Here is a 26,779-nt window from a genome sequence, read left to right as displayed (position 1 = left end):
GCCGTGCCGTGCAGATCGCGGTGACGTTCGGGATCTGGGACGGGTTGGCTCCGCTGGTGGGCGCGTTGGTCGGGCGTTACCTTCACGTCGAAATCACCGACGGGCCGGTCGGCCAGATCACGCACTACCTGGGGCCGGCCGTGATGGGTGTCTACGGCTCGTACCTGCTTGTCCGCGTCTTCCGGACGGCGGCGCCGGAAGAGCTCGACCACCCCTGGGCCCTGTTCGGCATTCCGTTGTCGTTGAGCCTTGACAATCTGCTCGCCGGCACAAGTCTGGGGCTGCTCGGATTCTCCCCGGTTCTCTCGGCCGCGATCTTCGCCGCCGTTACCGCCGTGATGTCGCTGGCCGGCTTGTGTCTCGGGCGCTTGACCGGACGCCTGATTCCCGTCCGCTCCGATCTGCTGAGCGGCATTGCGCTCGTCGTCATGGCGGTCGTTCTCGCGCTGGAATTCTGAGCACGTCCTATCGATGCGGGCGAGGGGTGAGAACCTCCTCCCGTGCGCCTTCGTCGACGGCTCGCACCGTTTTGGCCACGATTTCGTGGTCGGGCGACAGAACGCACACCGGATCGGTACGGGCCGCGTCGCCGGTGAGGGCGAAGGCCTGGCAGCGGCACCCGCCGAAGTCGACTTCGCGGCGTGGGCAGCTCCGGCACGGCTCAGGCATCCATTCCGTGCCCCGGAAACGCTGGAACAGTGGCGATTCCGCCCAGATCCGGGCCAAGGAGTCCTCGCGCACGCTCGCGCGGGGGAGGGGAAGCTCGTGCGCGGCCGGACAGGGCAGGACATCACCGTTGGGTGTGACGGTGAGCTGACGCTTCCCCCACCCGCCCATACAGGGCTTGGGATACCGGCTGTAGTAGTCGGGGAGGACGTAGATGACCTCCATCCGGCCGGCCAGGCGTTCGCGGGCGGCGCGCACGATCGTCTCGGCATGGTCGATCTGGGCTTTGCTGGGCAGCAGCACGGCCCGGTTGCGCAAAGCCCAGCCGTAGTACTGGGTGTTGGCCAGTTCGATCCGGTCCGCGCCCAGTTCCTCGGCCAGCAGCAGTATTCCGCCGATCCGGCCGATGTTGTGCCGGTGGAGCACGAAGTTCAGGGTGAGCGGCCAGCCCAGCGACTTGACCAGGTGAGCCGCCTCGATCTTGCGTCCGAAGGAGACGGTGCCGGCGATCCGGTCCGAGACGGCCGGCTCATCGGCCTGGATGCTGATCTGTACGTGATCGAGACCGGCGGCCCTGAGCTGCCCGGCCCGGCGCCGTGACAGGCCGAGTGCGCTGGTGATGAGATTCGTGTACAGACCCAGTTCGTGGGCGGTGGACACGAGCGCGACGACATCGCGGCGCAACATCGGCTCACCGCCCGAAAAGTGAAGTTGCAGGACGCCCAGCTCCCGCGCTTCGGCCAGCACCCGTTGCCACTCGGCGGTTGTCAGTTCGTCACGGTAACTGGCGAGATTGAGCGGGTTGGAACAGTACGGGCAGGCCAGTGGACAGCTGTAGGTGAGTTCTGCCAGCAACCCGAAGGGCCTATCCATGGCTGATCTCCACGTACCGCTTGACGACCAGGCGGGCGAGGAACCGCTGAACCTCGTCGTCGACGACTCGATTGTATCGCCGGCGCAGCTCCGCCACGATCTCGGCGACCGTCCGCCGCCCGTCGCACAGGCCGAGAATGTCCGCACCCGTCCGGTTCAGGACCGCGACCGACTCGGGCCCCAGCAGCACGTGCTCCGCACGCGCCCGGTCGAACGTCAGCCGGACATGGGGCGCCAGGCCGGGGCGGCCCGACCATGGCACGGGGAACTCGCGGCTACTCCGGATAGGCTCGGTCGATGGCATCCAGGATTCCCCACAACACATCGCACTTGAAGGACAACGCCGCCACGGCGCGCGCCTGCTCTTCGGGTGACCGGCAGTGCTCGGTCACCACCCCCAGGGCATGTTCGGCGTCGCGGGGAGCCTGCGCCAGCCTGGCCCGGAAATAGGCGAGGCCGTCCCGGTCCACCCACGGGTAGAGGCGCTCGAGCGCGACAAGGCGCTCGGCCATCAGGTCCCGTGCGAACAGTTCGGTCAGTGAAGACGCCACCGCCTCGACCCATGGCCGCGTGCGGGCGAACGTCACATACGCGTCAACGGCGAACCGTACCCCGGGGACGACATGACGTTCGTCAAGCATCTCCGCACGGGTCAGTCCCACCGCCTCGCCCAAGCCCAGCCACGCTTCGATACCGCCGCCGCCGTCGGCGGTGCCGTCATGGTCGACAATGCGGCGCACCCACCGCCGGCGCACTTCGCGGTCGGGACAGTTGGCGAGGATCGCGGCATCCTTGCGGGGAATGTTCTCCTGGTAGTAGAAGCGATTGGCGACCCAGCCCCGAATCTGGTGACGGCTCAGGCGGCCCTCGTTCATCCTGACCTGGAAGGGATGCCGGCTGTGGTAGCGCCGCGACTGGGCACGCAGCGCCTCGACGAACAGGTCGGGCTTGGTCGACGTCATTGTGCTCTACACCCGGATCTCCAGCCCGTCCCGGGCCACTTCCATTCCGCGCTGCTCGATGCTACGCCGCTCCGGTGAGTCCTCCAGCAGGATCGGGTTGGTGTTGTTGATATGAAGGTAGATCTTGTGCTCGATGGGAAGCGGCGACAGGCGATCGAGGCTACCGTCGGGTCCGCTGATCGGGAGATGCCCCATCGCGCGGGCGGTCCTGGCCGCCAGTCCAAGATGGATCAACTCGTCGTCGCGCCAGCAGGTTCCGTCGACCAGCAGGCAAGCGCAGTCGTCGAGCTGCGCGCGGACCTCTGGGGTCAGCTCCTGCACCCCCGGCAGGTACACCACGGTCCGGCCGTTGCGTTCGTCGGTGACGCGGTAGCCGGTGACCCGTCCCTGCTCCATTTCGGACCCGAAGCGTGCCCGCTTGGTCGTGGGCACGTCAAAGGCCCGGTAGGACAACCAGTTTCCCAGGGGGACGTCGGTTTCCGGAATGACCGGTCGCCACTCCACGTCGCAGTAGTGTTCCAGCGTCCGCAGTAACGAAGTCCCGTCACGCAACGTCTTGTGCACCGCCGGCGTGGCGTGGATTTCCAGGGACCGGCTTTCCCGTAGCAGCAACAGACCGAGCGTGTGGTCGAGTTCGGCGTCGGTGCACAGCACCGCCCGCAGCGGCGTCGTTCTCTCGGCGTGCGGACGCAGGGCGGGGAAGGCTTCGATCTGGATGCGGATGTCGGGGGAGGCGTTGAACAGGAACCATTGCCGGTAGTCCGCGCTTACCGCGACCGAGGACTGCGTCCGGGGGCGGCAGGGCCGCGAACCCGTCCGGACCGCACGGCAGCCCGGGCAACCGCAGTTCCATTGTGGAAAGCCGCCGCCGGCCGCCGATCCCAGTATCCGCAGCCACATCCTGGCCCTCCAGCGGCTGAGTTCCAGGGGCGCGGACGCCAGGCCCGCACCCCTCGTCCCGCCACGCTCTGTCTGTCGGCGTCTGTCGGCGTCTGTCGGCGCGCGATCGGATTTTCCGTGGCCGGACCCTGACTTGCTCCTTGCCCATGCGTCAGCAGGTCAGCGGCCTGCCCCGGCAGATCCGAGCCTTCGGCCCCGCGCGGCCTAGTCTTCCAGCTGAGCGACGTACATGGTCACCTCGGCCGCGCACCCGATCTCCTCGAACTCGGGGGACTCCCAGTCCACGGTTTCACCTCCTCGACTACTCTTCCGGAAGAGCGAAGGCGAACAGGGCGTCGCCGTGCTGACCGCCGAGCATCCCGGGCGCGAACCCTTCGACCCAGGCACCCCAGCCGACCGGCACCGCGACGAACTGCCGTCCGTCGACGCTGTAGGTCGTCGGGCTGCTGTGGTGCCCGCTTCCGGTCTGGAACCGCCACAACTGCTCGCCGGTACGCGCGTGGAAGGCGTTGAACTCCCCGGCGGGTTCGCCGACGAACACCACGTCGCCGCCCGTCACCAGGGTGGACGCGGACAGCGGCCAGCTGGCTTCCCAGCGCCACGCCTCGTTGCCCTGCGCGTCGAAGGCCTTCAGGAAGCCGGCCATGTCCGCGGCGTCCACCACCACGCTCGCGCCCCAGTAGGGGATGCTCTCCTTGAACTGGCGGCGCCGCCGCGTGACCTCGGCACCGACATCCTGCACCGGCACGTAGAAGAGCTCCGTCCGTGGGCTGTAGGACGCGTGCGTCCATTCCTTGGCCCCGGCGGGACCGGGCCAGAAGTGGACCGGATCGCCCTCCTTTTCGGGGTAGATCTTCGGCGTGACCTTGCCGTCCGCCGTGATCTCACCCCAGGTGATCCGTTCGCCGAACGGGAACACCCGGACCAACTGCCCGTTCGTGCGGTCGAGGATGAAGCAGTACCCGTTCTTGTCGAAGTGGGCCAGCAGTTTCTGGTCGCCCTGGTCGAACAGGATGCACTCCATTGTGGAGTCGTAGTCCCACAGGTCGTGCGGGGTGCACTGGTAGTGCCAGCGCAGTTGGCCACTGTCCACGTCCACCGCGATCACGCTGTCGGTGTAGAGGTTGTCGCCGGGACGGATCTCTCCGTCGAAGTCGGGCCCGGGGTTCCCGGTACCGACATAGAGAAGGTTCGTCTCCGGATCGAAGCTCGAGGTGACCCAGGTGTTGCCGCCACCCCGCGCCCAGGCCTCCCCCTCGGCCGGCCACGTGTCCGCTCCCGGCTCGCCCGGCTTCGGCACCGTGTACAGGCGCCAAGCCCGCTCGCCGGTGTCCATGTCGAAGGCGTCGAGGTGGCCACGCACCCCGAACTCCCCGCCGGAACTGCCCACGATGACCAGGTTCTTCACCACCAGTGGCGCGACCGTCGCGCTCTCGCCGGCCCGGACGTCACCGTAGGTGCTGTCCCAGACGGCCTTCCCGGTCGTGGCGTCGAGCGCGAGCAGGTGGGCGTTCAGGGTGACGACGAAGACCTTCCCGTTCGCGACCGCGACGCCGCGGTTCACGTTGCCGCAGCAGAGCGAGGTGTCGAAGGGAACGGCGTGCTTGTACACCCACAGGGTCTCGCCGTTCCGGGCGTTCAGGGCCCACACCCAGCCATCCCAGCCGGAGACGTACATGACTCCGTCCACGACGATCGGCGCGGCCTCGAACGCGTACGTCGAGGGGCCGGCGTGCAGCCCGGCCGCTCCGAACTGGAACACCCAGGCCGGCACCAGTCGCCTGATGTTGTCGGCGTTGATCTGATCCAGCGGGCTGTACCGCTGCCCGTCGTAGGCACCGTAATAGGTGAGCCAGTTGTGTGGTTCCTCGCGGGCCCGCAGAATACGGTCATACGTCACGTTTTCCGCCACCGCCGGCGCGCTCCCGGCCACGGCGCTCAGTTCCGAGAAGTTGACGGGCCGTGTCTCCACGTATTCCGGCATGTCCAACTCCTTTCTATGGCCGTGGCTGTTCTGGACGGTCGAGGCGAGCTTCTTCCGGCGCGTCGCCCAGTACGACGAGCGCACCGATCAGGCCCCGGCCTTCGTCGTTGCCTATGTTGGAACTGAACCAGTAGTAGCCGGGGCCATCGAGGTTGAGTGTGACTTCTCCTCGTGAATAGACCGGCAACCACATCCATTTGTTGTCACCATTGCTCGGCAAGTGCGCGCAATGTGTGTTCGTGTCGTCGTTGATGATCTCGAGTTCGAGATCGCCGCCATGGGGCATGACGAGGATCGACGGGTCCCAGGCCAGTTCGTCGGGCGGGATCCGGACTCGGCCGCGCATGCGGCCATCGGGTCCCTCTTCGGCGTACGCGAGATTTCCGGTTGCCAGCAACCGCCCCAGCGACGCCTTGTTCTGCTTGTCCAACCCGAGTTCGCTCAGCGCAACGGAACGCTCATCTGCGGCGCTCGTCATCGGCTCCACCTCCAGCCGATATTTCCACCTCAGGAACAGTGAAGTCTATCACATCGGGACCGTGCCCTGGAGCCACAACGGACCGTCCACAAAGGTGCACGACACGTAGTCACTACTGTGTGTCGCAACTTCAGGAGACGTTCGGCGGCGGGTCAAGGTACGTGGCGTACCAGCCGCGTGCCTCGGGGAAATTCGACCTTACCCGGCAGTAATTCACGAATGCACGCACCGGGTGGGGTCAGGACATGAACGTGAATGGCTCGGCCGGCGCCGGTGTCGGCGGCGCCGCGAGCCGCATTTGTGAGCGGAAGAATGGTAATGACCAGCGCCCGAACGATTTTCCGGCCGCGCTGGTCTGGTCCGCGGAAGGGCAAGGAGGGCGAATGAAAACCCGGCCGGCGCGGTGACAAGGCAGGTCTCGGGTTCGATGCCGTCCATGGGGAACTCGCGCGTCGATCCCGGCCGCGGCGATTGGTGGAGACCAAACCCCGGCCTGGGAAGGGGCACGGGAGGCGGCCGGCCGTGGGCTACGCTGTGGCCGATGAAAAAGCCTGGTGAGCTCGCCCAGTCCCGGCCGGTGATGTACCCCGGCCCCGCCGCGCCGGGCACCACCGCCCTGGTCCTTTCACCGGACAACTCAGGCGGCCTTCCCGTGGTTTCGTGGCTGGGCGCGATTTCCGTCGCCGACGACGCGGAGTCCCTGGCGGCGGCGGGTGGCGGCCGGTGTTCGCTGCTGCCCGAGCACTCGCGCGGCTGGTACTTCCGCCCGGGCTTGCGGGGGCACCGGCTCAGCGCGGCCGGCACGACTCCGGTCGCCGGGCGTGACTGGTCGCCCGCCTTCCTCACCACGGCGATCGACGTCACCGACCGCTTGCGGGTCCACGCGGTCGACGAGACGGCCGGGCTGGCGCTGGAAACCGAAATCGAATCCCTGCCCGGCGGTTCGCTGCGCCTGCGGCATTCCCTCACCAACACCGGCGCGGACCCCTATGTGCTGGACGCGCTGGAAGTAGTGCTCCCGCTGCCGGACACCTTCGAAGAGATCCTCGACTTCACCGGGCGCTGGGGGCGTGAGCGGTCACCGCAACGGCACCGGCTGGCCGACGGGCTGTGGTTGCGCGAGAACCGGAACGGCAAGACCGGGCTGGACGCCGCGACGCTGGTCATCGCCGGCACGCCCGGCTTCGACTTCGAGCACGGCGACGTGATCGGCGTGCATGTGGCGTGGAGCGGCAACAGCGCGCACCGGGTCGAACGCACCGCGGGGTCGCCGGCCACCATCGGGGGTGGCGAGCTCCTGCTTCCCGGCGAACTGGTGCTCGGAGCCGGGGAAACCTACGCCTCGCCGTGGGTGCACGTGGCCGCCTCCGCCGAGGGACTGGACGGGCTCGCGGCCGCGTTCCACCAGTTCCAGCGATCCCTGCCCGCCCATCCCGCCACGCCGCGGCCGGTGAACCTCAACGTCTGGGAAGCCGTCTACTTCACCCACGACCTGGACCAGTTGCGGGAGCTCGCCGACATCGCGGCCGACCTCGGCGTGGAACGCTACGTACTCGACGACGGGTGGTTCCGCGGGCGGCGCGACGACCGGGCCGGGCTGGGGGACTGGTACGTCGACGAGGAAGTCTGGCCCGACGGGCTCGGCCCGCTGGTCGAGCACGTGCGGGCGCGCGGGATGCAATTCGGGTTGTGGTTCGAACCGGAGATGGTCAACCCCGACTCCGATCTCTACCGCGACCACCCGGAATGGGTGCTCTCGACGGGCGGACGCAGCCCGCTGCTCGAACGTCACCAGCTCGTCCTCGACCTGTCCCAGCCCGAGGTCGTCGACTGTCTGCTGGAACGCATCGACGCGATGCTGTCCGCCTACGACATCTCCTACGTCAAGTGGGATCACAACCGGTACCTGCACGAGGCCGGCGCGCCCACGAGGGCCGGGGTTCCCGCCGTGCACGCGCACACCCTCGGCTTCTACCGCCTGCTGGACACCCTCCGCGACCGTCATCCCCACATCGAATGGGAGTCCTGCGCCTCCGGGGGCGGCCGGATCGATCTCGAAGTCCTGCAACGGGTCCAGCGCGTGTGGACCTCCGACATGACCGACGCGCAGGCACGGCAGTCGATCCAGCGCTGGACCACGCAGCTCGTCGCCCCGGAATATCTCGGCGCGCACATTTCCGCCCCCGAATCGCACCAGACCGGACGCCGGTTCCCGCTCGACTTCCGCGCCGCGACCGCCCTTTTCGGGCACTTCGGGATCGAATGGGACCTCACCACGGCCGACGCCGGCGAGCGCGCGGCACTGGCGACCTGGATCGGCGTCTACAAGCGGTACCGTCACCTGCTCCACACGGGACGGGTGGTGCGGGTCGTCTCCCCGGACCCCGTGGTGTGGATGTACGGCGTCGTCTCGCCGGACCGGCGCCAAGCGTTGATGGCCCAGGCGCGGCTGGACGAATCCGCCGCCGAACGCCCACCGCGCCTGCGCGTACCCGGACTCGACCCCGCGACGCGCTACCGCGCCCAGTGGGCCGGCCCCGTGCCCACCGGCGTCACCGCCCCCTACGAGGAGAAGGTCGACCCGGCCGGGCCCATCGGTGAGCACACCGTGAACGGCCACACGCTTTCCGTCACCGGTCTGCCGATGCCACGCCGGACGCCGCACTCGGTGAGCCTCGTCGAGCTCGTCGCCGTGTGACTCACGCGCGTTCTTCACCCAGCGCGACCCACTTGAGTTTCTCCCGTACACGCCGGGGCAGTCCGGCGACGACGAGGTCGTAAGAGTCTTCGATCATTTGCCGGACAAGGGCGTCCGGCACCGAACCGTCGAGCACGACCGTGTTCCAGTGCCGCTTGTTGAGGTGGTAGCCGCCGGTGATGGCCGGATAGCTCGCCCGGAGCTGCGGTGCGAGTTCGGGATCGCACTTGAGGCTGACCTGCAGCGGCCTGCCGTCCAGCCGGCTGAGCGCGAACATCTTCCCCTCGACCTTGAAGACGCTGTTCGCCTCGTCGAAGGGGAAGTCCTCGCGTGCCTTGGGCAGCGCGAGGCATGCGGCCTGGAGTTCCTGCGGGGTCATGCCCCGAACCTAGTGCCCACGGGTGTCATCAGGGGTGGGGCGCCAGCAAGCCGGCCACCAGCAGTACGGAGACCAGGGCCGCGACCAGCCCGATCGCCGTCAGGAAGTGCCGCGCGGACGTCTTGCCGGGCATCCGCCGCAACGTCACCGTCACCGCGATCAACGAGGTGGCGGCGATGGGGAGGAGTGCCCGCCACGCGTGGTCGAAGGAGAACGGCAAGAAGGTGTCCGCGCCGTAGAGGGACAGGATCAGCGCCGGCACCCCGAGTCCGGCCGCGGCCGCGGCGGCCAGCGTGTTGAACCGTTGCTGACCTTCGCCTTCCTGCGCCACGGCGAACGTCGACATGCTCGACAGCAGAGCCTGGAGCCGGGCGACCTCGTCGGCCAGTTCCACATCCACGGCCTCGCAGTGCCGCAGCGCGTTGCGATGGGTGGAAGTCCACGGACGTGCGGCTTCCATACCCTCGCCGCGGTTGAGGTAGTACGTGCCGCGGTCCCAGAGATGGATCCACAGGCCGTCGCGGACCGCTTCGCGGGCACGATCACGAGCACGGCTGAAGGCGAGCGACAACTCCACGATCTCGGCCAGCAGCGCCCGCAGCAGGGTCGATCGCCGCTGTGCCAGCAGGTCCGCGACTTTCCGCTCGACCTCGTAACGCAGATCGCGGAGCTGGGCCACGGTCTCCCGTGCTCCCTCCGCGAAAGCCTTCACCGTCGTGACGGCGATCGATTCCGGCTCACCGGTCACCTGATGAGCCGGGGCCGCCAGCGACGCGATCAACGCGTGGTCAGCGTCGTCGGTACCGTCGGTGCCGTCATGGAACCCCGCCTCCTGGTGCCACCCGTCGCGTTCCGACCAGACGGCCTGCACCAGGAGCGCGACCGAGCAACGGCTTTCGGTGTCGACCGCCACCCTGGCCGTGCCGACCACGATCCGGCGCCGGCCCGGCTCCCCGGTCAATCGGACCAGCGGTGCGGCCAGCAGTGCCTCGACGCCCAGTTTCCGCCATGCCGCGATGGGGTCGAGAGCCGTCGAGGCGGGTTCACGGGTCACGGTCGCCCAGACGCCGTGGTCCTCCTTGACCGGATTGCCCGCCAGCAACAGATGCCGCCCCTCGTTGATCCGCACGCGGCGCATCCTACGGCTCGGGCTCGAACGGTCAGCCGGGTGCGCCGCGGTCTCCCGCGCGTGCTGGTGGCGGAACATCCGCACACGATGATTCGTTGGCGGCGGCGCCTCGGCCCGGGTGTGCTCTCTGTCACGTCGGGGGAGTCCTTCGCCTGGCCTGCGCCCTGACGGCGATCTCGCGCGACCGGGGGTCCGGACCACCAGGAATTCATCTGCGCCGGGTGAAAACGTATTTCCGGGTGACGGTTGTGTGATTCTACGACGGCGGGAAATCGGAAAAGTGTACTTGTTTCCGATGATGTTGTCGTATCCGCCGGGATCTGTTTCGCCGTTTATCGCCCTGCCCCGGGCCGGGCCGGGTCGTGACGTGACGGGTGGCGTGCTTTCCTTGGTTCGCGCGGTCGTGAGTAGCACGAAATTCGCAGCCGTGGCTAAGAGCCTCCTAAGGAGAAGCTATGAATTTCCGGAGTGTCATTGTCGCCCGCATGGTCCCGGGGAGCGAGGACAAGATCGCCGATGTCTTCGCCCGCAACGACGAGGCAACGCGACCGCAGGATTTCGGGGTGATCGGGCGGACCCTGCTTTCCCTGCACGACCTCTACATCCACGTGATCGAGCGCAACGCGGACCCGAAGGTGTCCGGCCAGACCCGGGGGCTTCCGGCATTCAAGCAAGTCAGCGACGCCATCGCGCCGTACGTGACGCCATATCCGAGGAACTGGAAGGTGCCGTCCGACTCCGTCGCCAAGGAGTTCTACAGCTGGGTTCCCGGCAAGAAGCGGGACGCCAAGCCGCGCGCGGCCGCGAACCAGACCGTCATCGTCGCCCGCATCAAGCCCGGCGCGGAGCCGGACGTCGCGCGCATCTTCGCCGAATCCGACGCCGGGACGCTGCCGCGTCAGATGGGCGTCACCGGCCGCTGGCTGTACTCGATCGACGACGTCTACCTGCACGTACTGGAGCAGACCGACGCCGCCTTCAACGACACCATGCGGAAAAACCATGATCTACCCGCCTTCCACAAGATCATGGAAGATCTCAAGCCGTACATCAGCGCGTACAGCCCGGAAACCTGGCGTGGCCCGGTGGACGCGGTGGCCCGGGAATTCTATCGCTGGCGGGTGGACGCGTGATGACCGCGACGAAACTCACCTTCGCCTCGGTGCGTGACGCCGGTGACTGGCAGGCGTGTCCCGGGTGCCGGGTGCTGCTCTACCGGAAGCGCCTGGCGCGTGATCTCGGGGTGTGCGCGGAATGCGGGTACCACACCCCGGTGACGGCCCGGGAACGGATCGTGCAGCTCGTCGATCCCGGGACCTTCGCCGAGCTGACCGGGGAGGCGATTCCCGGAAACCAGGCCGACTGGGACCCCATCGGATTCGGCGGCCAGCGGCACTACGGGAAGAGTCTCCTCGTGGCGGGGGAGAAGTCCGGCGAAGCGGAGGCGGTGGTGTTCGGCACCGCAGAGGTCGGCGGGTTCGGGCTGGTCATCGCCGCGATGGACTTCCGGTTCATGGGTGGCAGCATGGGCGCGGCCGTCGGCGAATGTGTGACGGTGGCCGCCGAGCGCGCGCGGCGCACCCGGACACCGCTGCTGCTCGTCACCGCCTCCGGCGGCGCCAGGATGCAGGAGGGGTGCCTTTCCCTGATGCAGCTGGCGAAGACCGCCCAGGCCATGGCCGAGCTGCGGGAGGACGGAGTGCTGTCCGTCTGCGTGCTGACCAACCCGACCTTCGGCGGGGTGAGCGCCTCGTTCGCGTCGCTGGGCCACATCGTGGTGGCGGAAGCCGGTGCCCTGATCGGTTTCGCCGGGCCGCGGGTGATCGGGCAGACGGTGCGGCAGGAGCTGCCCGACGGGTTCCAGACGGCGGAGTTCCTGCACCAGCACGGAATGGTGGACGAAGTGGTCCCGCGTGCCGGTCTCCGGCCGCTGGTGCAGCGGCTGCTCCGGGTGCACCGTCCGGACGACCGGCGGCCGGGCGCGGGCACGGGCAGGTCGCCGGTCCGGCGCGCGAAAAGGCTCGGCCGCCGCGATCCGTGGGACGTGGTGCAGCGGGCCCGGCACATCGACCGGCCGTCCACCAGGGACTACCTGAACATCGCGTTCGACGATTTCTGCGAGCTGAGTGGAGACCGGTGCTTCGGCAACGATCCCGCCGTGGTCGGCGGTCCGGCGAGGATCGCTGGCCGCCGGGTGATGGTGATCGGCACCCAGAAGGGCCACAGCACCACCGACCGGCTGGCCAACAACTTCGGCATGGCCCACCCGGAGGGCTACCGGAAGGCGCACCGCCTGATGGAGTACGCGGCGTCGCTGCGGCTGCCGGTGGTCTGCCTCGTGGACACGCCGGGTGCGTTCCCGGGAATCGAGGCCGAGCAGCGGGGCCAGTCCGCTGCCATCGCCGAGTGCATCATGCGCAGCGGCACGCTGCCGGTGCCGATCGTCTCGGTGATCACCGGCGAGGGCGGCAGTGGCGGGGCGCTCGCGCTGGCCACCGCGGACCGGGTGCTGATGCTGGAGAACGGTTTCTACTCGGTGATCAGCCCGGAAGGCTGTGCGGCGATCCTGTGGCGGTCGGCGGACGAAGCGCCCGAGGCCGCCCGTGCCCTCCGGATCACCGCGCCGGAACTGCTCGACCTCGGCATCGTCGACGGTGTCGTGCCGGAGCCCGAGGGTGGCGCGCACGTCGCCCCGGACGTGGCGGCCGAGAACCTGCGGAAGGCTGTTCTCGAGTACCTCGACGAACTCGCCGGGGTGTCCACCCGCGAGCTGCTTTCCCGTCGGCACCAACGGTTCCGCGCCTACGGGAAGTGGCAGGAGAGCGAGGTGAGGTCCGCATGAGCGAGCCCGCCGAGGATGACCACGCCGCCATCCTGCACGCCCTGACCCAGGAGGTCGCCGCCGTGGCGAAGCTGTCCGGCGCCGTGCGCCGGGTGGCGATGCAGGCGGCGGGGCACAGCGTGGAGGTGGAGTGGTCGGACACCGAGGCGCAGGCCGTTCCGGCGCGGGTTCCGGACCAGGAGCCGCGACTGGAAGAACGCGACGACGTCGTCGTGGTCCGGGCGCCCCTGGTCGGGACGTTCTACACCGCACCGCAGCCGGGCGCACCGCCGTTCGTCTCGGTGGGCGAAACCGTCGAGAAAGGACAGACGCTGGCCATCGTCGAGGCCATGAAGCTGATGAACCCGCTGCTCGCCGAATGCGACGGCACGGTCGATGAGGTGCTCGTCGGCAACGGTGAGCCGGTGGAGTTCGACCAGCCGCTGATGGTCGTGGCGAAAGGGGATTCCGGAAAAGGGGAAGGAGGCCCGTGATGATCCGCAGACTGCTCATAGCCAACCGCGGCGAGATCGCGCTGCGGGTCGCGCGGACCTGCCGGGAACTGGGTATCGAGGTGGTGGCGGTGCATTCCACGGCGGACGGTGACGCGCCGGTGCTCGCACTCGCCGACGAAGCGGTGTGCATCGGGCCGCCCGCGGCGAAGGAAAGCTACCTGAACATCCCGAACATCGTGGAGGCCGCGCGGCAGGCCGGGGCGGACGCCGTCCATCCCGGTTACGGATTCCTTTCCGAGGACCCGGATTTCGCCGAGGTCTGCACGGCCAACGGTCTCGTCTTCGTCGGGCCCGACCCCGAGGTCATGGCCAGGCTCGGGAACAAGGCCGTGGTGCGCGGGCTGATGGCGAGCGCCGGACTGCCGTTGCTGCCGGGTACCGAGGACCCGGTCGAGACGGTCGAAGACGGTGAGCGCATCGCCGCGGAGATCGGGTACCCGGTGATCATCAAGGCGGCCGCGGGTGGCGGTGGGCGCGGGATGACGGTCGTGCCGGCCGCGAGCGAGTTCCGTGCCGCCTATCACGCCACCAGGGCCTCCGCGCACGCGGTGTTCCGGGACAGCACGGTGTACCTGGAAAAGTTCCTGACCGGCGCACGGCACGTCGAGATCCAGGTGCTGTGTGACCGCCACGGCAACGGGATCCACCTCGGCGAGCGGGACTGTTCGGTCCAGCGGCGGCACCAGAAGCTCGTCGAAGAGGCACCTTCCACCCGCTTGGACGCGGCTCTGCGCGCCGAGATGGGTGCGGCCGCGGTGCGAGGAGCGTTGAGCGTCGGGTACAGCGGCGCCGGGACCATGGAGTTCCTGGTCGACGATGGCGGCCGGTTCTACTTCATGGAGTTGAACGCCCGCATCCAGGTCGAGCATCCGGTCACCGAGATGGTCACCGGCGTGGACCTGGTGGCCGAGCAGATCCGGGTCGCGGGCGGCGCACCGCTGTCGCTGAGCCAGTCCGAAGTGGAGATTTCCGGCGCGGCCATCGAATGCCGGATCAACGCGGAGGACCCCGGCCTGTCGTTCGCGCCGACGCCGGGTGTGCTGGAGCGGCTCGACCTGCCCGGCGGGCCGTGGACCAGGGTCGACGCCGGTTACCTGCCGGGGTCTCGTGTCTCGCCGTACTACGACTCGCTGCTCGCGAAGGTCGTCGTCTGGGGACCCGACCGTCCGGCGGCCCTGGCCAGGATGGACCGCGCGCTGACCGAGATCCGCGTGCACGGCCGGGGAATCAGCACCACCGCCGGGTTCCATCGCGCCGTGCTCAGGCATCCGGTGTTCGCCGCCGGCGAGCACACGATCCACTTCGTGGACGAGATGCTGGCCGGCGAGATGGGCACCGGCGGCGATCCGGCACAGCGCCATGCGGGGGCGGGGAGGCAGGCCGCCGACACGATGGAGTTACTGGTCGATGACGCGACGGCAGTCACGGCCTGACTGCCCGGACCCGTGCTTCGACCAACGCAGAAGGGAGTTGCTGCGTCATGAGCACCCAACCGTTCCGCCTCGAGGACCTGATGGACATCCTCGAGCACAAGGCCGGGCTACCGATGCCGGACCGGACCTCGGACGCGAACCTGACGTTCACCGACATCGGGCTGGATTCACTGGCGTTCCTCGCGGTGCAGGCCACGCTCGAGACCCGCTACGGGTTCGAACTGCCCGACGAGGGCCTGCAGCACCGGCCGTTCACGGACATCATCGCCGCCGTCAACGCGCGGCTTCAGGAGGTGGACGTCGCATGACGACCGTGCGGCCGGGCCAAGGAACCGGCATGAAACCCGGGCACACCGACAACAGTGTCCACATCGCCGCGCCGATCGATCTGGTCTGGACCATGACGAACGACGTGGCGTCCTGGCCGGCCTTGTTCACCGAATACGCCAAGGCGGAGATCCTGTCCAGGGACGGAAACACCGTGACCTTCCGGCTTTCCATGCATCCCGACGAGAACGGCACGGTCTGGACCTGGGTGTCCGAGCGAACCATGTATCCCGAGGAACGGAAGGTGCTGGCGCACCGGGTGGAGAAAGGCCCCTTCGAGTACATGAACATCAAGTGGACCTATGAGGAAGACGGCGAAGGGACTCGGATGCGGTGGGTGCAAGACTTCGCGATGCGGCCGGACGCCCCGGTCGACGACGCCACGATGACCGAGCGGATCAACACCAACTCCAAGATTCAGATGGACATCATCGCCCACAAGGTCGAGCTGGCCGCGGGACGGGCGAAATGACTGCCACGGCGAGCGAGGCCGGCGCCATCCGCATCGTGGCCCGCGACGAGGTCCCGGCCAACCGGCGGCGCGGGGGCGACATCCGGACCGTGCTGTCCCCGGCCACGACCGGTGCCACTTCGGGCTTTTTCGGCACCCTGACGCTGGCCCCCGGAGAGGTGGTGACCGAGCACTGGCACCCGTACTCCGAGGAGTTCCTGTTCTGCGTGCGCGGCACGATCACGGTACGGCTCGACGGAGAGCCGCGCACGATGCACGCGGACGAAGGTGTGCTCATCCCGATCGGCGTCCGGCACCGGCTGATGAACGAGGGCGGCGAGACCGCGTTCCTGGTGTTCACCCTGAGCCCCCTGGCACCCCGTCCCAACCTCGGTCACGTCGACACCGAGCCGCAGCCAGGTGAGGTCACGAGATGAGCGGGCGGTCGTCGGTGGTCACCGGGGTCGGTGTGGTGGCCCCGGGCGGCATCGGCCGCAAGGAGTTCTGGCAGCTGATCACCAGCGGCCGGACCGCGACGCGGCGGATCTCGTTCTTCGATCCGGACCAGTTCCGGTCGCAGGTGGCGGCCGAGTGCGACTTCGATCCGCTCGCCGGTGGCCTCACCCGGCAGGAGATCGGCCGCAGCGACCGGTTCACGCAGTTCGCGCTGGTCGCCGCGAGTGAGGCGGTCGCCGACAGCGGGCTCGAACTCGACAAGGAATCGGTGGACCACGACCGGCTGGCCGTCGCCATGGGCAGCGCGGTCGGGGCCACCACCCGGCTCGAGGACGAGTACAAGGTGCTCTCCGACGGCGGTCGCGACTGGCTGGTGGATCCCCGGTATGCCAGCAGGTTCCTGTACGAGGCGCTGGTGCCGAGCAGCATGGCGGCCGAGGTCGCCGCCCGGTTCGGCGCGCACGGCCCGGCCGCGGTGATCTCCACGGGGTGCACCTCGGGCATCGACGCGGTCGGCTACGCCCACCAGCTGATCGAGGACGGCGACGCCGACGTGGTGATCGCGGGGGCGACCGACGCACCCATCTCGCCGATCACCATGGCCTGCTTCGACGCGATCAAGGCCACCTCGGCGCGCAACAGCGATCCGGAACACGCGTCGCGTCCCTTCGACGCCAGCAGGGACGGGTTCGTGATGGGTGAGGGTGGCGCGGTGCTCGTCGTCGAGGAGGCCGGGCACGCCCGGCGCCGGGGTGCCCATGTGTACTGCGAGATCGCCGGGTTCGCCAACCGCTGCAACGCCTTCCACATGACCGGGCTCCGGCCCGACGGAGTCGAGATGGCCGAGGCGATCAAGGACACGTTGCGCCAGGCGAAGATGTCCCCCGAGGAAGTCAGCTACGTCAACGCGCACGGCTCGGGCACCAAGCAGAACGACGTGCACGAGACGGCCGCGTTCAAGCGCAGCCTCGGCGAGCACGCCTACCGGGTTCCGGTGAGCTCGATCAAGTCCATGGTCGGGCACTCGCTCGGCGCGATCGGCTCGATCGAACTGGCCGCGTGCGCGCTCGCGATCGAGTTCGGGGTGGTCCCGCCCACCGCCAACTACGAGCAACCGGATCCGTTGTGCGACCTGGACTACGTGCCCAAGACGGCACGAGAGGCGCCGCTGGACGTGGTGCTCTCGGTGGGCAGCGGCTTCGGTGGCTTCCAGTCGGCGATCCTGCTCGCGAAGCCGGGCAGGGCGGCATGAGCGCGATCGTGGTGACCGGGGTCGGCGTCGTCGCGCCCAGCGGCGTCGGCGCCGACGCGTACTGGAAGTCCACTTTGGATGGTGAGCTGCACGTCCGGCCGATCGAGGCGTTCGACGCGAGCGGCTACGACACCACCATCGCCGGTCAGGTCCCCGATTTCCGTTCCGAGGACTACCTCGACGACCGGCTCGCCGTCCAGACCGACCGGTGGACCTGGATGGCGCTGGCCGCCACGGAGTTCGCCCTCGCCGACGCCGGGTACGACGTCACCGCGCGGGACCGCTACCACACGGGCGTGGCCTTCGGCAGCGGCTCCGGCGGTGTCGAGTTCGGCCAGCGGGAGATCCAGGCGTTGTGGGCGCAGGGCAGGCGCGCGGTCAGCGCCTACCAGTCGATCGCCTGGTTCTACGCGGCGAACACCGGCCAGGTGTCGATCAAGCACGGCACCAAGGGCCCGTCCAGCGTCGTCGTCACCGACGGCGCGGGCGGACTCGACAGTGTCGGCTACGCGCGCCGCGTGATCCGGCGGGGCACGCCGGCCGTGCTGGCCGGCGGCACCGAGGCACCGCTGTGTCCGTACTCGCTCGCCTGCCAGTCGGCGAACGGGCGGATGACCACCAGCCCCGACCCCCGGCACGGCTACAAGCCGTTCGACGTCGATGCCAACGGATACGCGCCCGGTGAGGGCGGTGCCGTCATGGTGCTGGAGGACGCCGGAGAAGCGAAACGCCGGGGCGTGAACCGGGTGTACGCCGAGATCGCCGGTTACGCCGCCACGCACGACGCGTACCACCATCACCGCCCATCCGGGGACTGCACCCAGCTGACCAGGTGCATGCGGAAGGCCATTGCGGACGCCGGGCTGTCGCCGGAGGACATCGACCTGGTGCTCGCCGACGGGGCGGGCACCAGCGACCTCGACGCGCTCGAGGTGAGCGCGATCAAGGAGACCTTCGGATCCCGTGCGGGAAAGGTTCCGGTGACGGCGCCGCAGGGTTTCATCGGGCGGCTCTGCGCCGGCGGGTCCGCGCTGAACCTGGTCGTCGGGATGCTCGCGATGCGGGACGGTGTGGTCCCGGCCGTCGGGAACCTCGCCGAACCGGTGCCCGGCTACGGCCTCGACTTCGTTCGCCAGCCCCGCCGGATGCCGGTGAACGTGGTCCTGGTCAACGCGCGCGGCTACGGCGGATTCAACAGCTCCATCGTGCTGCGCAAGGAGATCTCATGATCAGGACGATGTCGCGGATTCGCGCGTGGCCGGGGTGTGAAAACGCGGTGGAATCGTTGTGGCGGTCGTTCGCCGGGCAGATCGGAGGGCTGCCCGGCAACCTCCTTCGGGATCTGCTCGTCGACACCGCCGACCGGCGGTCGTTCGTCGTCGTCACCGAGTGGGCCGACGATGCCGCACTGCGCGGCTACGAAAACGGGCCGGTCGCCAGGCGGTTCGCCGACGCCGTCCGCCCACTCTGCGAAACAGCGGGTGCGGACAGCTACCGGGTCATGCACAGCGAGCACGGCGCCGGGTCGAAGATCTACGTGGACGTCGAGGTGACCGTCCCGGCCGACCGGTTCGCGGAATTCGAACGGGGGTACCCCGAGGTCGCCGCGCGGGTGGCCCGGGTGCCCGGGTACCTGCGCGAGGAACTGCTGCGCGAGCCTGGTTCGGACATTTTCCACATCTTCGCCGAATGGCGCAGCGAAGCGGATTTCTACCGCTGGATCGGCAATCCGGCACACAAGCACGAGGAGGCCGGGCCGATCGCGCCGTTCCTCCTGGAGTTCCGGCGCCGCATCTTCCACCTCGCGCCCCATCCCGAAAAACCGAGTACGGGCAAGGAGATCGACGTGGACACGACAACGGACGTACTCATCGTCGGAGCGGGCCCCACCGGGCTCACCGTCGCCGTCGAACTGGCCCGGCGCGGTATCGACTGCCGGCTGATCGAGAAGCGGGCCACCCCGCCCGGGCAGGCCGACAAGGCGATCGGCGTGCACTGCCGCACCATGGAGATCTGGGAGGACCAGGGCATCGCCCGGGACGCGATGGACGCCGGGATCTGGCTGACCGGGCAGGCGGTGTTCGTCAACGGCGAAGAGACCTGCCGGCTGAGCTGGGAACTGCCGGAGCTGCCGTACGCGCATCTTGGCCTCCCGCAGTACGAGACCGAGCGCCTGCTCACCGAACGGCTGGCCACGCTCGGCGTGCGCCCGCGGCGAGGTGCCGAGCTGATCTCGTTCACCCAGGACGGCGACGGCGTGACGGCCACCCTCGCGCTGGCCGGTGGCGGCAAGGAGAAGGTCCGCGCGAAATACCTGGTGGGCTGCGACGGCGCGCACAGCAAGGTCCGCGAACTCCTCGGGTTGACGTTCACGGGCGGGCTGGGCCAGTTCCCGCAGCTGTTCATGCTCGGGGACGTGGACGTCGACTGGGACATGCCGAAGGGCCACCTGCTCCGGCTCATGCACGAGACCGACGGCCAGATGGACAACATGCTGGTGTGCGTCCCGCTGCGCGGCGAGACCCGGTACCGGATCGCGACGCTGGCGCCACCCCGGTTCTTCGCGCAGACCGGCGGGAAGGACGCGCCTCCGGGGTTCAGCGAGGAACTGGCCGAACCGACCCTCGCCGACGTACAGACCGCGCTGGGCCAGCTGGCGCCGCCCGGCACGCGCGCGTCGAACCTGCGCTGGTCGTCGGTGTTCCGGATCAGTCACGGCATCGTGGACCGTTACCGGGAGGGACGGGTGTTCGTCGCCGGCGACGCGGCGCACCTGCACCCGCCCGCGGGCGGCCAGGGCATGAACACCGGCATCCAGGACGCCTGGAACCTGGCGTGGAAGCTGGCCCTGGCGGTGCGGGGAATCGCCACGCCCGGGCTGCTGGACAGCTACGAGACCGAACGGCGCCCGGAGGGCGAGGAGATCGTCGGGCGAGCGGTGCGGCTGGCCTTCACCGACGAGCTGGACCGCAACGACCTGAAACGGCAGTTCCTGCAAGAGATGTCCCTGCTGCTCAGTTACTCGGACAGCCCGGTCGTCGGGGAGTCGGTGTCCCCTCGCCGTGCGCTGCGGGACGGACCGAAGCCCGGTGATCGCGCACCCGACGCCGGCGGCCTGCACCGGCGCGGTGTCGGGCACCGGCTGCGGCTGCGCGACCTGACCCGGGGTACGAGGCACACGTTGCTCGTGTACGCGGACGCCTCGGCCGACGAAGCGGCGGTGACCGCCGTGGAGAAACTGTCCGCCGACGTCCGCGAGCAGGCGTCCGGGGAGATCGACGTGTACCTGCTGCTCAGCCCCGAGGCCCGCACCCCGTGGATGCTCGATCCGCCGACGGTGCGGGACGCCGAAGATTCCTTCCGCGCGGCCTACGGCGTCAAGGGCACCGCCCTGTACCTGATCCGCCCGGACGGGCACGTGGGGTTCCGGAGCCGGCCGATCGACGCCGACGCGCTCAAAAACCACCTGAACCTGGTGTTCGGAGGTGCGAAATGACGAAGGTGCGCACGGTGCTCGCGATGCGGACCAGGGAAGGCTGCGAGCAACGGTTCGAAGCGGAGTGGCTCTCGGCGGCGGAAGAGATCAGCACGCTGGACGGCTGCCTGCACCAGGATCTGGTGCGCGACGCCGACGACCCGCGCAGCTACCTGATCATCAGCGACTGGGCGGACCGCGAACGGCTGGACGCCTTCGGCCGCAGCGAGCACCGCGACCGGCTGCTGCGCATGATCCGTGAGCTTCGCGAATCCGCGCATCGGTACACCTACCAAGTCCTGCACAGTGTGCGCAGCGAGGAGCCGAGATGACCGAGCGTTTCGTACCCGCGTCCGAGCTCTATACGGACGAATTCGCCGCCAACCCGTATCCCGCCTTCGCGAAAATGCGCGAAGGCACCCCCGTCTGCCCGGTCAGCTCGCCGCGCTTCGACTCCTACCTCATCACCCGGTTCGACGACGCCAAGGCGGCCCTGACCGACCCCCGGCTGTCGAAGGATCTGTACGGCCCCGAGCAGCACTACCTCCGGATCTTCGGGCCGAACTCCGAGGGGCTGAACAAGAACATGCTCAACTCGGACCCGCCGGAGCACACCAGGTTGCGGAAGCTGGTGTCGCAGGCGTTCGCGCCGCGCCGGATCGAGGCGCTGCGGCCGCGCGTGGCCCGGATCGTGGACACCCTGCTCGACAAGATCGTCCCGCAGGGCCAGGCCGAGCTGATGCGCGACTTCGCGATCCCGCTGCCCATGATGGTCATCTGCGACCTGCTCGGGATTCCGGAAAGCGAGCACGAGCAGGTCCTCGACTGGACGCAGGTGATCAGGACCTCCGGGTCCAGCCGCGATCCGGCGAAGGACCGGGCGGCCGTGCAGGAGGCCCAGTCGCGGCTGCACGACTACCTCGTCGGCTTCGTGCAGGCCAAACGCGCGAACCCGGCGGACGACATGGTCAGCGCCCTGATCGAGGCCTGCGACCAGGAAGGGAAGCTGTCCGAACGGGAGCTCGTCACCACCACGTTCCTGCTGCTGTTCGCCGGGCACCAGACCACCGCGGACTTCATCGGCAACGCGACGGTGGCCCTGCTCACCAACCGCGACCAGCTCGAGCTGCTGCGGGCCGAACCGGAGATGCTGCCCACGGCGATCGAGGAGCTGCTCCGCTTCGACGGCCCGTTGCCGGTGGCCAGCCCCAGGATCGCCACCGAGGACGTGGAGTACCAGGGCACGCGTATCCCGCGCGGGTCGATCGTCGGCGTGGTGATCAATGCGGCGAACCACGACCCGGAGCACTTCGCCGACCCGGACCGGCTGGACCTGTGCCGCGAGCGTGGCCCCCACATCGGCTTCGGTCACGGCGTCCATTACTGCCTCGGCGTGTCGCTGGCCAGGATGGAGGCGCGGATCGGCCTCGGGGAGCTCCTGCGCCGGATGCCGAAGCTGCGGCTCGCCGTGCCGGCCGACGAGCTGCCCCGGCTGCCCGCGGCGTCACCGTTCCGCGGTCTGCTCGAGCTTCCGGTGCTGTTCTGAGATTACGTCCGCCCCGGGTCCGGCGACCCGGGGCGGACGTTCGTCACAGGCCGCCGGGTCGACAGCGCGGTCACCATCCCTCGAGGACGGTGCCGGTCAAGTGGTGCTCGGGGACCAGCGGCTGAGGCTGCCTCCGGCACCAACACCGACCTGCTGGCGACTGTCGATGGTCCTGCGCTCCTGGTGTTCTTCGCCGCCCGGCGCTTCTTCGTCCAAGGCCCGCTCGCCGGCTCGGTGGGGGTTCGCCGATGCGGTCGCCGGCTCGGTTGGGGTTCGCTGATGCGGTCGCCGGCTCGGATCGGGCAGAATCGCGGTCGTGCCCTGTGACATCGACGCTCCGCTGGTGTGGTACGTCAGCTACGGCTCGAACATGAACGCGGCCCGGTTCGGCTGTTACCTGGCGGGCGGGACGCCGGACGGCGGGAAGCGCGCGTTTCCGGGCTGCCGGGACCCGCAGGCCGCGATCGCCACACGCGGCCATGAACTCCCTGGCGGGATCTACTTCGCCACCGAGTCGCTTGTCTGGGGCGGTGGCCGTGCCTTCTACGACCCCGCGCTCCCCGGGACCGCGCCGGCGCGCGCCTATCTGATCACCGCGGGCCAGTTCTCCGACGTCGCCGCCCAGGAGATGTACCGGGAACCGGACGGCGATCTCGACCTTTCCGCGGTGCTGGCCGCCGGCCGCGCCGAACTCGGGCCCGGCCGTTACGAGACCTTGCTGTGCGCCGGGGAACTCGACGGGTACCCGGTGCTCACCTTCACCGCGCCCTGGTCCTCGACCGACGTCGACCTCCTCGCCCCGTCGGCGGCCTATCTTCGCATGCTGGCCACCGGCCTGTGCGAGGCGCACGGCTGGGACATCCCTCGCGTTGCCGACTACCTCGCCACCTGCCCCGGCGCGGCCGGAACCTGGACAGCCGAGAGCATCGCCACCACCCTAGCCACCCTCGACGGCCCGGAAACCAGCCCGGCCTAGCCGCCACCCGCCCGTCGGCGAGTCCCCCTCCCACGACCCGCGAGTCGGGCTTTCGTGACCCGCGAGTCGGGCTTTCGTGACCTGTGAGTCCCCTTCTCACGACGCTGAGTTCGGCTTTGGCGACAATCGGCCGCCCGGGCCGACCGCAGCCGGACGCGGCTGACCCTGATCCGGACCGGCGAAGACTCGCGGCCGGCCGAAATCGCCCCGCGATGACCGGTCCCGTGCATCTCCTGCTGTGGGACGTCCGGAGACGCGTCCGCACCGGCCGCCCCTTGGTCTGAACGCCCGGAAGGCATCGACGTGTTCATGCTCGCGACCTTGACCGTCTTCTATGGACAATCCGGTCACTTGAACAGGCTGACCGCGCGGGAGATGACCACCGCCAGCGTGATCAGGGAGACCGCCGACTGGCACAGCATCAGCATCTTCGCCCAGCGGGACATGGGCATCACGTCGGTAGGGCTGAACGCGGTGGCGTTGGTGAACGAAAGGTAGAAATAGTCCAGAAAGTACGGTTCCCAATCGGGATGCTCGGCAGGCTCCTCCATCTGCGGGAACCGGAAATCGGGGCTTGTTCGCTTCGCCAGTGCCCGCGCCACGGGGCCACCGCGGTCGTATTCCCAGTACCACAGCGCGAAGGCGATCACGTTGGTCAGCCAGATCGCGCCGCCCGAGCCGAACAGGGGGCCCGGATCGTCGCCGGCGCGCGCGGTGAGCAGGTCGAGTACGAGCAGCGCCGCCGACCAGCCGTTGGCCAGGCTGATCAGCGCGATCAGCGAGATCGACAGGGGCCGCAGCCAGGGGTGCTCCCGGGTGATCCGCACCGGGTTGATCCCGATCAGCACCGCCACCAGCGCGACCTCGAGCGCGGGGAGCAGCCAGTGCGGCCGGAATGCCAGCCTGCCCGGCAGGACCACCTGCAGGACGACGGCCACCGCGATCGCGGCAGTGACCACCCACCGCTGCTCACCCTTGGTCGCCCGCAACCAGGCCGGCATACCTGAGGCCGTGGCGGCGATCGCCGTCGACACCGGGTGTTTCCCACGACACAGCAACTCCTCGAGCCGGACCAACTCGGCGCGCGCCGCTTGCAGGGCGGCCAGATGTTCCGGCGGCTGGTGTTGGTCATGTCCGGCCGCGTAGCCGCTTTCGCCCGGTTGTTCCGCCATCGCTTCCTCCCTTTGCGCCACGGCGCCGACCTTAGACCGGCTTGACCTCGACCGAGCTGGAAGACTTGGTTCATGACGATCTGGATCTGCGGAACCTGCGGGGTCGAGCATCCCGACACCGAGCAGCCTCCCGCCGATGTCTGCCGGATTTGTGCCGACGAGCGCCAGTGGGTCCCCGAAACGGGTCAGATGTGGACGACGCTGGACAAGCTGGCGGCGGACGGTCATGAACTGGTGCACGAAGAACTCGAGCCGGGCATCCACCGGCTCAACCGCGAACCCGGTTTCGCCATCGGTCAATGGACCCACCTGGCGCAGACTCCGGGTGGCAACCTGCTGTGGGACCCGCCCAACCATCTCGACCGGCCGCTGGCCGGCAAGATCGCCGAACTCGGCGGGGCCGCGGTGATCGTCGCCAGCCATCCGCACCTGTACGGCTCGCAGGTCAGCTGGAGCCACGAACTCGGCAACGTTCCGGTGCTCGTGCATTCGCGGACCGGGAGTGGGTGCGGCGGGAGGACCCGGTGATCCGGGAGTGGCGCGGTACGGAAGAGATCCTGCCCGGGGTGACCCTGGTCGAGGCGGGCGGGCACTTTCCCGGTGCCGCGGTGGCCCACATCGCCACCGGGGCAGGCGGAAAGGGCACCCTGCTGCCGGGGACACGATCGTGTCCGTGGCCGCCGCGGGCTGGGTGACGTTCATGCGCAGCTATCCGAACCGGATCCCGCTCTCCGCGGGCCTGGTCCAGCGGATCGTGGACCGGCTGGAGCCGTACGGGTTCGAACGTCTCTACGGCTTGCTGGGTGGCATGGTCCTGGCGGACGCCAAAGGGGCGGTAAAACGATCCGCCGAACGCTACATCGCCTGGGTCAGCGGGGCGAACGACCACCTCGGCTGAGCCGGGAAAGTCTCACGGCCGAAGCCGTGGTGCTCCCCTCCGTGGTCCACGGTGCCATACAACGCCGGAATCACTTCGAAACACAACCCGGCTGTCGTTCTGGACGGCCGCCATCGTAGCGGAACTTGCGCTGAAGTGATGCGGAATCCGTTCCGCGCGGATCGCGACGCCGGTCGGAACCCTTGCTTCGGTCGCATCGGATGATGACAGCGGCGCATGGGGGTGAAAGCACTTGCCCGGCCGGGGTTTACGCGCTGAAAGGCCTCCGCCGAAGCGTGCGGGAGAGTGGGCTGAACAGGACATATCCCGGCCTGCCGGAGCGATGTCGCCGCCCCCGGCAACACCTGTTCCAGGCGGAGAAGCTCCACGCCGAGGTTCCCGGCGACCGCGCGGCGGTGACCTCGGCCAACACCCTGGCCGCCACCACACAGCAGGTCGCCGCCGGGGCGCTCGCGCTTCGCGTCGGCACCGCGGCCCGCCGACGGCACCGGGGCCTACCGCGTGGCCGTTCTTCATCCTCGCGGCCTGCCTGCTGGCCTGCGTGGCCGAGGCGCTGCTGCTCGCCCCGGACGCGGGCGACCACGTAAGCCGCCCGGTCACCGCCTCGGGAGCAGGCCGGTGAGCAGCTGTCCGACCAGGTCCGCGGCGAGCCCGTCGCGGAGCGGAGCGTGCCCGAAGAGCAGGCGGTGGTAGATCGGCGCCCACAGCTGGTCGGCCACCACCTCCAGGTCGATCTCCGCCCGCAGTTCGCCGCGCTCGGCGGCCTCCCGCAACAGGCGCACCGTGACCGCGCGGCGAGGCCGCAGCCAGCGCTTTTCCAGCGCGTCCCGGACATCGGCGTCGCCTTGCGCGACAGCGGCCAGCTCGCGCATCAGCCGTCCCAAGGGAGTGTCGCGGAACAGTGCGGACAGGGCGTCCAGCTGCGCGGTCAGCGAATCGGCGAGCGAGGCGTCCGGGTCGACGGCGATGGTGTCCCGTGTCCGGGTGAAGAAGCTGTCGAGCACTACGTGCCCGCGGGTCGGCCACCACTTGTAGATGGTGGCCTTGCTGACCCCGGCACGTGCCGCGATCCTTTCGATGGTCGCGGCCGGCAGCCCGCCCTCCGTCAGCAGGTCGGCGGTGGCGTCCAGTACGGCCAGCCGCACCCGCTCGCTGCGCGGCCGGCCCCGGGGAGCCCTGGCCGGGCCGGGCTGCGTCATCACGTCCCCTCGGGTCCCCCCCCATATGCTAGTCGCAGCGTTCAGTAATAAGGGCCCGTAGTGAATCAAGTCAGTGCGGGTCGGGCGTGTCGCGTGTTGGGTGGAGCGTGTAGTTCCAGTCGGGATGCCAGGTGTCGCGGGTGATCGGGAGGTCTTTCATCTGCTGATCGCTGATCTTGACCCCGGTGG

At 69.1% G+C, this 26,779-nt stretch carries 29 protein-coding genes and 1 pseudogene; 18 read left to right on the top strand and 12 right to left on the bottom strand.

Annotated elements, in window-relative coordinates:
* Positions 1-8: 8 nt before the first annotated feature.
* Positions 9-458 (top strand): manganese efflux pump MntP family protein, encoded by a 450-nt coding sequence (locus tag VJT49_RS33740; RefSeq protein WP_324169046.1) that lies wholly within the window; start codon positions 9-11, stop codon positions 456-458.
* A 7-nt stretch (positions 459-465) separates the two neighbouring features.
* Here VJT49_RS33740 and pqqE read toward each other — a convergent pair whose 3' ends face one another.
* From pqqE to VJT49_RS33705, 7 genes are all read right to left on the bottom strand, one after another.
* A complete protein-coding gene (gene pqqE / locus VJT49_RS33735) occupies positions 466-1,539 on the bottom strand; it encodes a pyrroloquinoline quinone biosynthesis protein PqqE (protein WP_324169045.1) in 1,074 nt (357 codons plus the stop codon).
* Complete coding sequence (gene pqqD / locus VJT49_RS33730) at positions 1,532-1,843, bottom strand: pyrroloquinoline quinone biosynthesis peptide chaperone PqqD (RefSeq protein ID WP_324169044.1); 312 nt, start codon at positions 1,841-1,843, stop codon at positions 1,532-1,534. Before pqqD ends, pqqE begins: the two co-directional genes overlap by 8 nt.
* A complete protein-coding gene (gene pqqC, locus VJT49_RS33725) occupies positions 1,815-2,501 on the bottom strand; it encodes a pyrroloquinoline-quinone synthase PqqC (RefSeq protein ID WP_324169043.1) in 687 nt (228 codons plus the stop codon). Before pqqC ends, pqqD begins: the two co-directional genes overlap by 29 nt.
* A gap of 6 nt (positions 2,502-2,507) precedes the next feature.
* The gene (gene pqqB / locus VJT49_RS33720) at positions 2,508-3,401 is read right to left on the bottom strand and encodes a pyrroloquinoline quinone biosynthesis protein PqqB (protein WP_324169042.1); all 894 of its coding nucleotides are present in this window, start codon (positions 3,399-3,401) and stop codon (positions 2,508-2,510) included.
* Positions 3,402-3,605: 204 nt separating this feature from the next.
* Positions 3,606-3,686, bottom strand: a complete 81-nt coding sequence (gene pqqA, locus VJT49_RS33715) for a pyrroloquinoline quinone precursor peptide PqqA (RefSeq protein WP_324169120.1) — start codon at positions 3,684-3,686, stop codon at positions 3,606-3,608.
* A 16-nt stretch (positions 3,687-3,702) separates the two neighbouring features.
* On the bottom strand, positions 3,703-5,385 hold the full coding sequence (locus VJT49_RS33710) for a PQQ-dependent dehydrogenase, methanol/ethanol family (RefSeq protein WP_324169041.1): 1,683 nt from the start codon (positions 5,383-5,385) through the stop codon (positions 3,703-3,705).
* Between the two features lie 13 nt (positions 5,386-5,398).
* Entirely contained in the window at positions 5,399-5,863 is a 465-nt protein-coding gene (locus tag VJT49_RS33705; protein WP_324169040.1) for an MSMEG_3727 family PQQ-associated protein, read from the bottom strand.
* Positions 5,864-6,404: 541 nt separating this feature from the next.
* Between VJT49_RS33705 and VJT49_RS33700 the strand changes: the two genes are divergently transcribed.
* Complete coding sequence (locus tag VJT49_RS33700) at positions 6,405-8,561, top strand: alpha-galactosidase (RefSeq protein WP_324169039.1); 2,157 nt, start codon at positions 6,405-6,407, stop codon at positions 8,559-8,561.
* 1 nt (position 8,562) lies between these two features.
* Here the strand turns inward: VJT49_RS33700 and VJT49_RS33695 are convergent, their stop codons facing one another.
* Both VJT49_RS33695 and VJT49_RS33690 read right to left on the bottom strand, forming a co-directional pair.
* Complete coding sequence (locus VJT49_RS33695) at positions 8,563-8,940, bottom strand: MmcQ/YjbR family DNA-binding protein (protein WP_324169038.1); 378 nt, start codon at positions 8,938-8,940, stop codon at positions 8,563-8,565.
* Positions 8,941-8,968: 28 nt separating this feature from the next.
* On the bottom strand, positions 8,969-10,069 hold the full coding sequence (locus VJT49_RS33690; RefSeq protein WP_414636143.1) for a hypothetical protein: 1,101 nt from the start codon (positions 10,067-10,069) through the stop codon (positions 8,969-8,971).
* Positions 10,070-10,524: 455 nt separating this feature from the next.
* Between VJT49_RS33690 and VJT49_RS33685 the strand changes: the two genes are divergently transcribed.
* The 13 genes from VJT49_RS33685 to VJT49_RS33625 all read left to right on the top strand — a co-directional run bounded on the left by VJT49_RS33685 (position 10,525) and on the right by VJT49_RS33625 (position 23,321).
* Entirely contained in the window at positions 10,525-11,202 is a 678-nt protein-coding gene (locus tag VJT49_RS33685; RefSeq protein ID WP_324169037.1) for a TcmI family type II polyketide cyclase, read from the top strand.
* Entirely contained in the window at positions 11,202-12,911 is a 1,710-nt protein-coding gene (locus tag VJT49_RS33680) for an acetyl-CoA carboxylase carboxyltransferase subunit alpha (RefSeq protein ID WP_324169036.1), read from the top strand. Before VJT49_RS33685 ends, VJT49_RS33680 begins: the two co-directional genes overlap by 1 nt.
* Entirely contained in the window at positions 12,908-13,384 is a 477-nt protein-coding gene (gene accB, locus VJT49_RS33675; RefSeq protein WP_324169035.1) for an acetyl-CoA carboxylase biotin carboxyl carrier protein, read from the top strand. Before VJT49_RS33680 ends, accB begins: the two co-directional genes overlap by 4 nt.
* Entirely contained in the window at positions 13,384-14,838 is a 1,455-nt protein-coding gene (locus VJT49_RS33670) for an acetyl-CoA carboxylase biotin carboxylase subunit (RefSeq protein ID WP_324169034.1), read from the top strand. Before accB ends, VJT49_RS33670 begins: the two co-directional genes overlap by 1 nt.
* Before the next feature lie 47 nt (positions 14,839-14,885).
* Positions 14,886-15,146, top strand: coding sequence for an acyl carrier protein (locus VJT49_RS33665; RefSeq protein ID WP_324169033.1), 261 nt, complete (start codon positions 14,886-14,888; stop codon positions 15,144-15,146).
* Positions 15,143-15,637 (top strand): SRPBCC family protein, encoded by a 495-nt coding sequence (locus VJT49_RS33660; RefSeq protein ID WP_324169032.1) that lies wholly within the window; start codon positions 15,143-15,145, stop codon positions 15,635-15,637. The genes VJT49_RS33665 and VJT49_RS33660 overlap by 4 nt, the downstream gene beginning before the upstream one ends.
* Positions 15,634-16,053 (top strand): cupin domain-containing protein, encoded by a 420-nt coding sequence (locus VJT49_RS33655; protein ID WP_324169031.1) that lies wholly within the window; start codon positions 15,634-15,636, stop codon positions 16,051-16,053. The genes VJT49_RS33660 and VJT49_RS33655 overlap by 4 nt, the downstream gene beginning before the upstream one ends.
* Positions 16,050-17,324 carry a beta-ketoacyl-[acyl-carrier-protein] synthase family protein gene (locus VJT49_RS33650; protein WP_324169030.1) on the top strand — a complete coding sequence of 425 codons (1,275 nt, stop codon included), beginning with the start codon at positions 16,050-16,052 and terminating at the stop codon, positions 17,322-17,324. The genes VJT49_RS33655 and VJT49_RS33650 overlap by 4 nt, the downstream gene beginning before the upstream one ends.
* A complete protein-coding gene (locus VJT49_RS33645) occupies positions 17,321-18,553 on the top strand; it encodes a beta-ketoacyl synthase N-terminal-like domain-containing protein (RefSeq protein ID WP_324169029.1) in 1,233 nt (410 codons plus the stop codon). The genes VJT49_RS33650 and VJT49_RS33645 overlap by 4 nt, the downstream gene beginning before the upstream one ends.
* Positions 18,550-20,820 (top strand): FAD-dependent oxidoreductase, encoded by a 2,271-nt coding sequence (locus tag VJT49_RS33640; RefSeq protein WP_324169027.1) that lies wholly within the window; start codon positions 18,550-18,552, stop codon positions 20,818-20,820. Before VJT49_RS33645 ends, VJT49_RS33640 begins: the two co-directional genes overlap by 4 nt.
* Entirely contained in the window at positions 20,817-21,131 is a 315-nt protein-coding gene (locus VJT49_RS33635; RefSeq protein ID WP_324169026.1) for an antibiotic biosynthesis monooxygenase family protein, read from the top strand. Before VJT49_RS33640 ends, VJT49_RS33635 begins: the two co-directional genes overlap by 4 nt.
* Positions 21,128-22,345 (top strand): cytochrome P450, encoded by a 1,218-nt coding sequence (locus VJT49_RS33630; RefSeq protein ID WP_324169025.1) that lies wholly within the window; start codon positions 21,128-21,130, stop codon positions 22,343-22,345. Before VJT49_RS33635 ends, VJT49_RS33630 begins: the two co-directional genes overlap by 4 nt.
* Before the next feature lie 316 nt (positions 22,346-22,661).
* The gene (locus VJT49_RS33625) at positions 22,662-23,321 is read left to right on the top strand and encodes a histone deacetylase (protein WP_324169024.1); all 660 of its coding nucleotides are present in this window, start codon (positions 22,662-22,664) and stop codon (positions 23,319-23,321) included.
* Positions 23,322-23,668: 347 nt separating this feature from the next.
* Here the strand turns inward: VJT49_RS33625 and VJT49_RS33620 are convergent, their stop codons facing one another.
* On the bottom strand, positions 23,669-24,493 hold the full coding sequence (locus VJT49_RS33620) for a hypothetical protein (RefSeq protein ID WP_324169023.1): 825 nt from the start codon (positions 24,491-24,493) through the stop codon (positions 23,669-23,671).
* Between the two features lie 72 nt (positions 24,494-24,565).
* Between VJT49_RS33620 and VJT49_RS33615 the strand changes: the two genes are divergently transcribed.
* Genes VJT49_RS33615 through VJT49_RS33605 form a run of 3 tightly spaced genes read left to right on the top strand, consistent with a single transcriptional unit; the run spans position 24,566 to position 25,391 of the window.
* Positions 24,566-25,021, top strand: coding sequence for a hypothetical protein (locus VJT49_RS33615; protein ID WP_324169022.1), 456 nt, complete (start codon positions 24,566-24,568; stop codon positions 25,019-25,021).
* The gene (locus tag VJT49_RS33610; protein ID WP_324169021.1) at positions 25,018-25,188 is read left to right on the top strand and encodes a hypothetical protein; all 171 of its coding nucleotides are present in this window, start codon (positions 25,018-25,020) and stop codon (positions 25,186-25,188) included. Before VJT49_RS33615 ends, VJT49_RS33610 begins: the two co-directional genes overlap by 4 nt.
* Positions 25,161-25,391: a hypothetical protein gene (locus tag VJT49_RS33605; protein WP_324169020.1), complete on the top strand. Its 231-nt coding sequence runs from the start codon at positions 25,161-25,163 to the stop codon at positions 25,389-25,391. The genes VJT49_RS33610 and VJT49_RS33605 overlap by 28 nt, the downstream gene beginning before the upstream one ends.
* Positions 25,392-25,987: 596 nt before the next feature.
* Here VJT49_RS33605 and VJT49_RS33600 read toward each other — a convergent pair.
* Both VJT49_RS33600 and VJT49_RS35570 read right to left on the bottom strand, forming a co-directional pair.
* On the bottom strand, positions 25,988-26,590 hold the full coding sequence (locus tag VJT49_RS33600; RefSeq protein WP_324169019.1) for a TetR/AcrR family transcriptional regulator: 603 nt from the start codon (positions 26,588-26,590) through the stop codon (positions 25,988-25,990).
* A gap of 100 nt (positions 26,591-26,690) precedes the next feature.
* Positions 26,691-26,779: pseudogene (locus VJT49_RS35570) on the bottom strand (ISAzo13-like element transposase-related protein); the annotation flags it as partial.

The organism is Amycolatopsis sp. (genome assembly GCF_035276945.1).
Taxonomy (GTDB): Bacteria; Actinomycetota; Actinomycetes; order Mycobacteriales; family Pseudonocardiaceae; genus Amycolatopsis_E.
The sequence above is the reverse complement of the archived record's forward strand: the minus strand, read 5'-3'. Positions and strand labels throughout refer to the sequence as shown.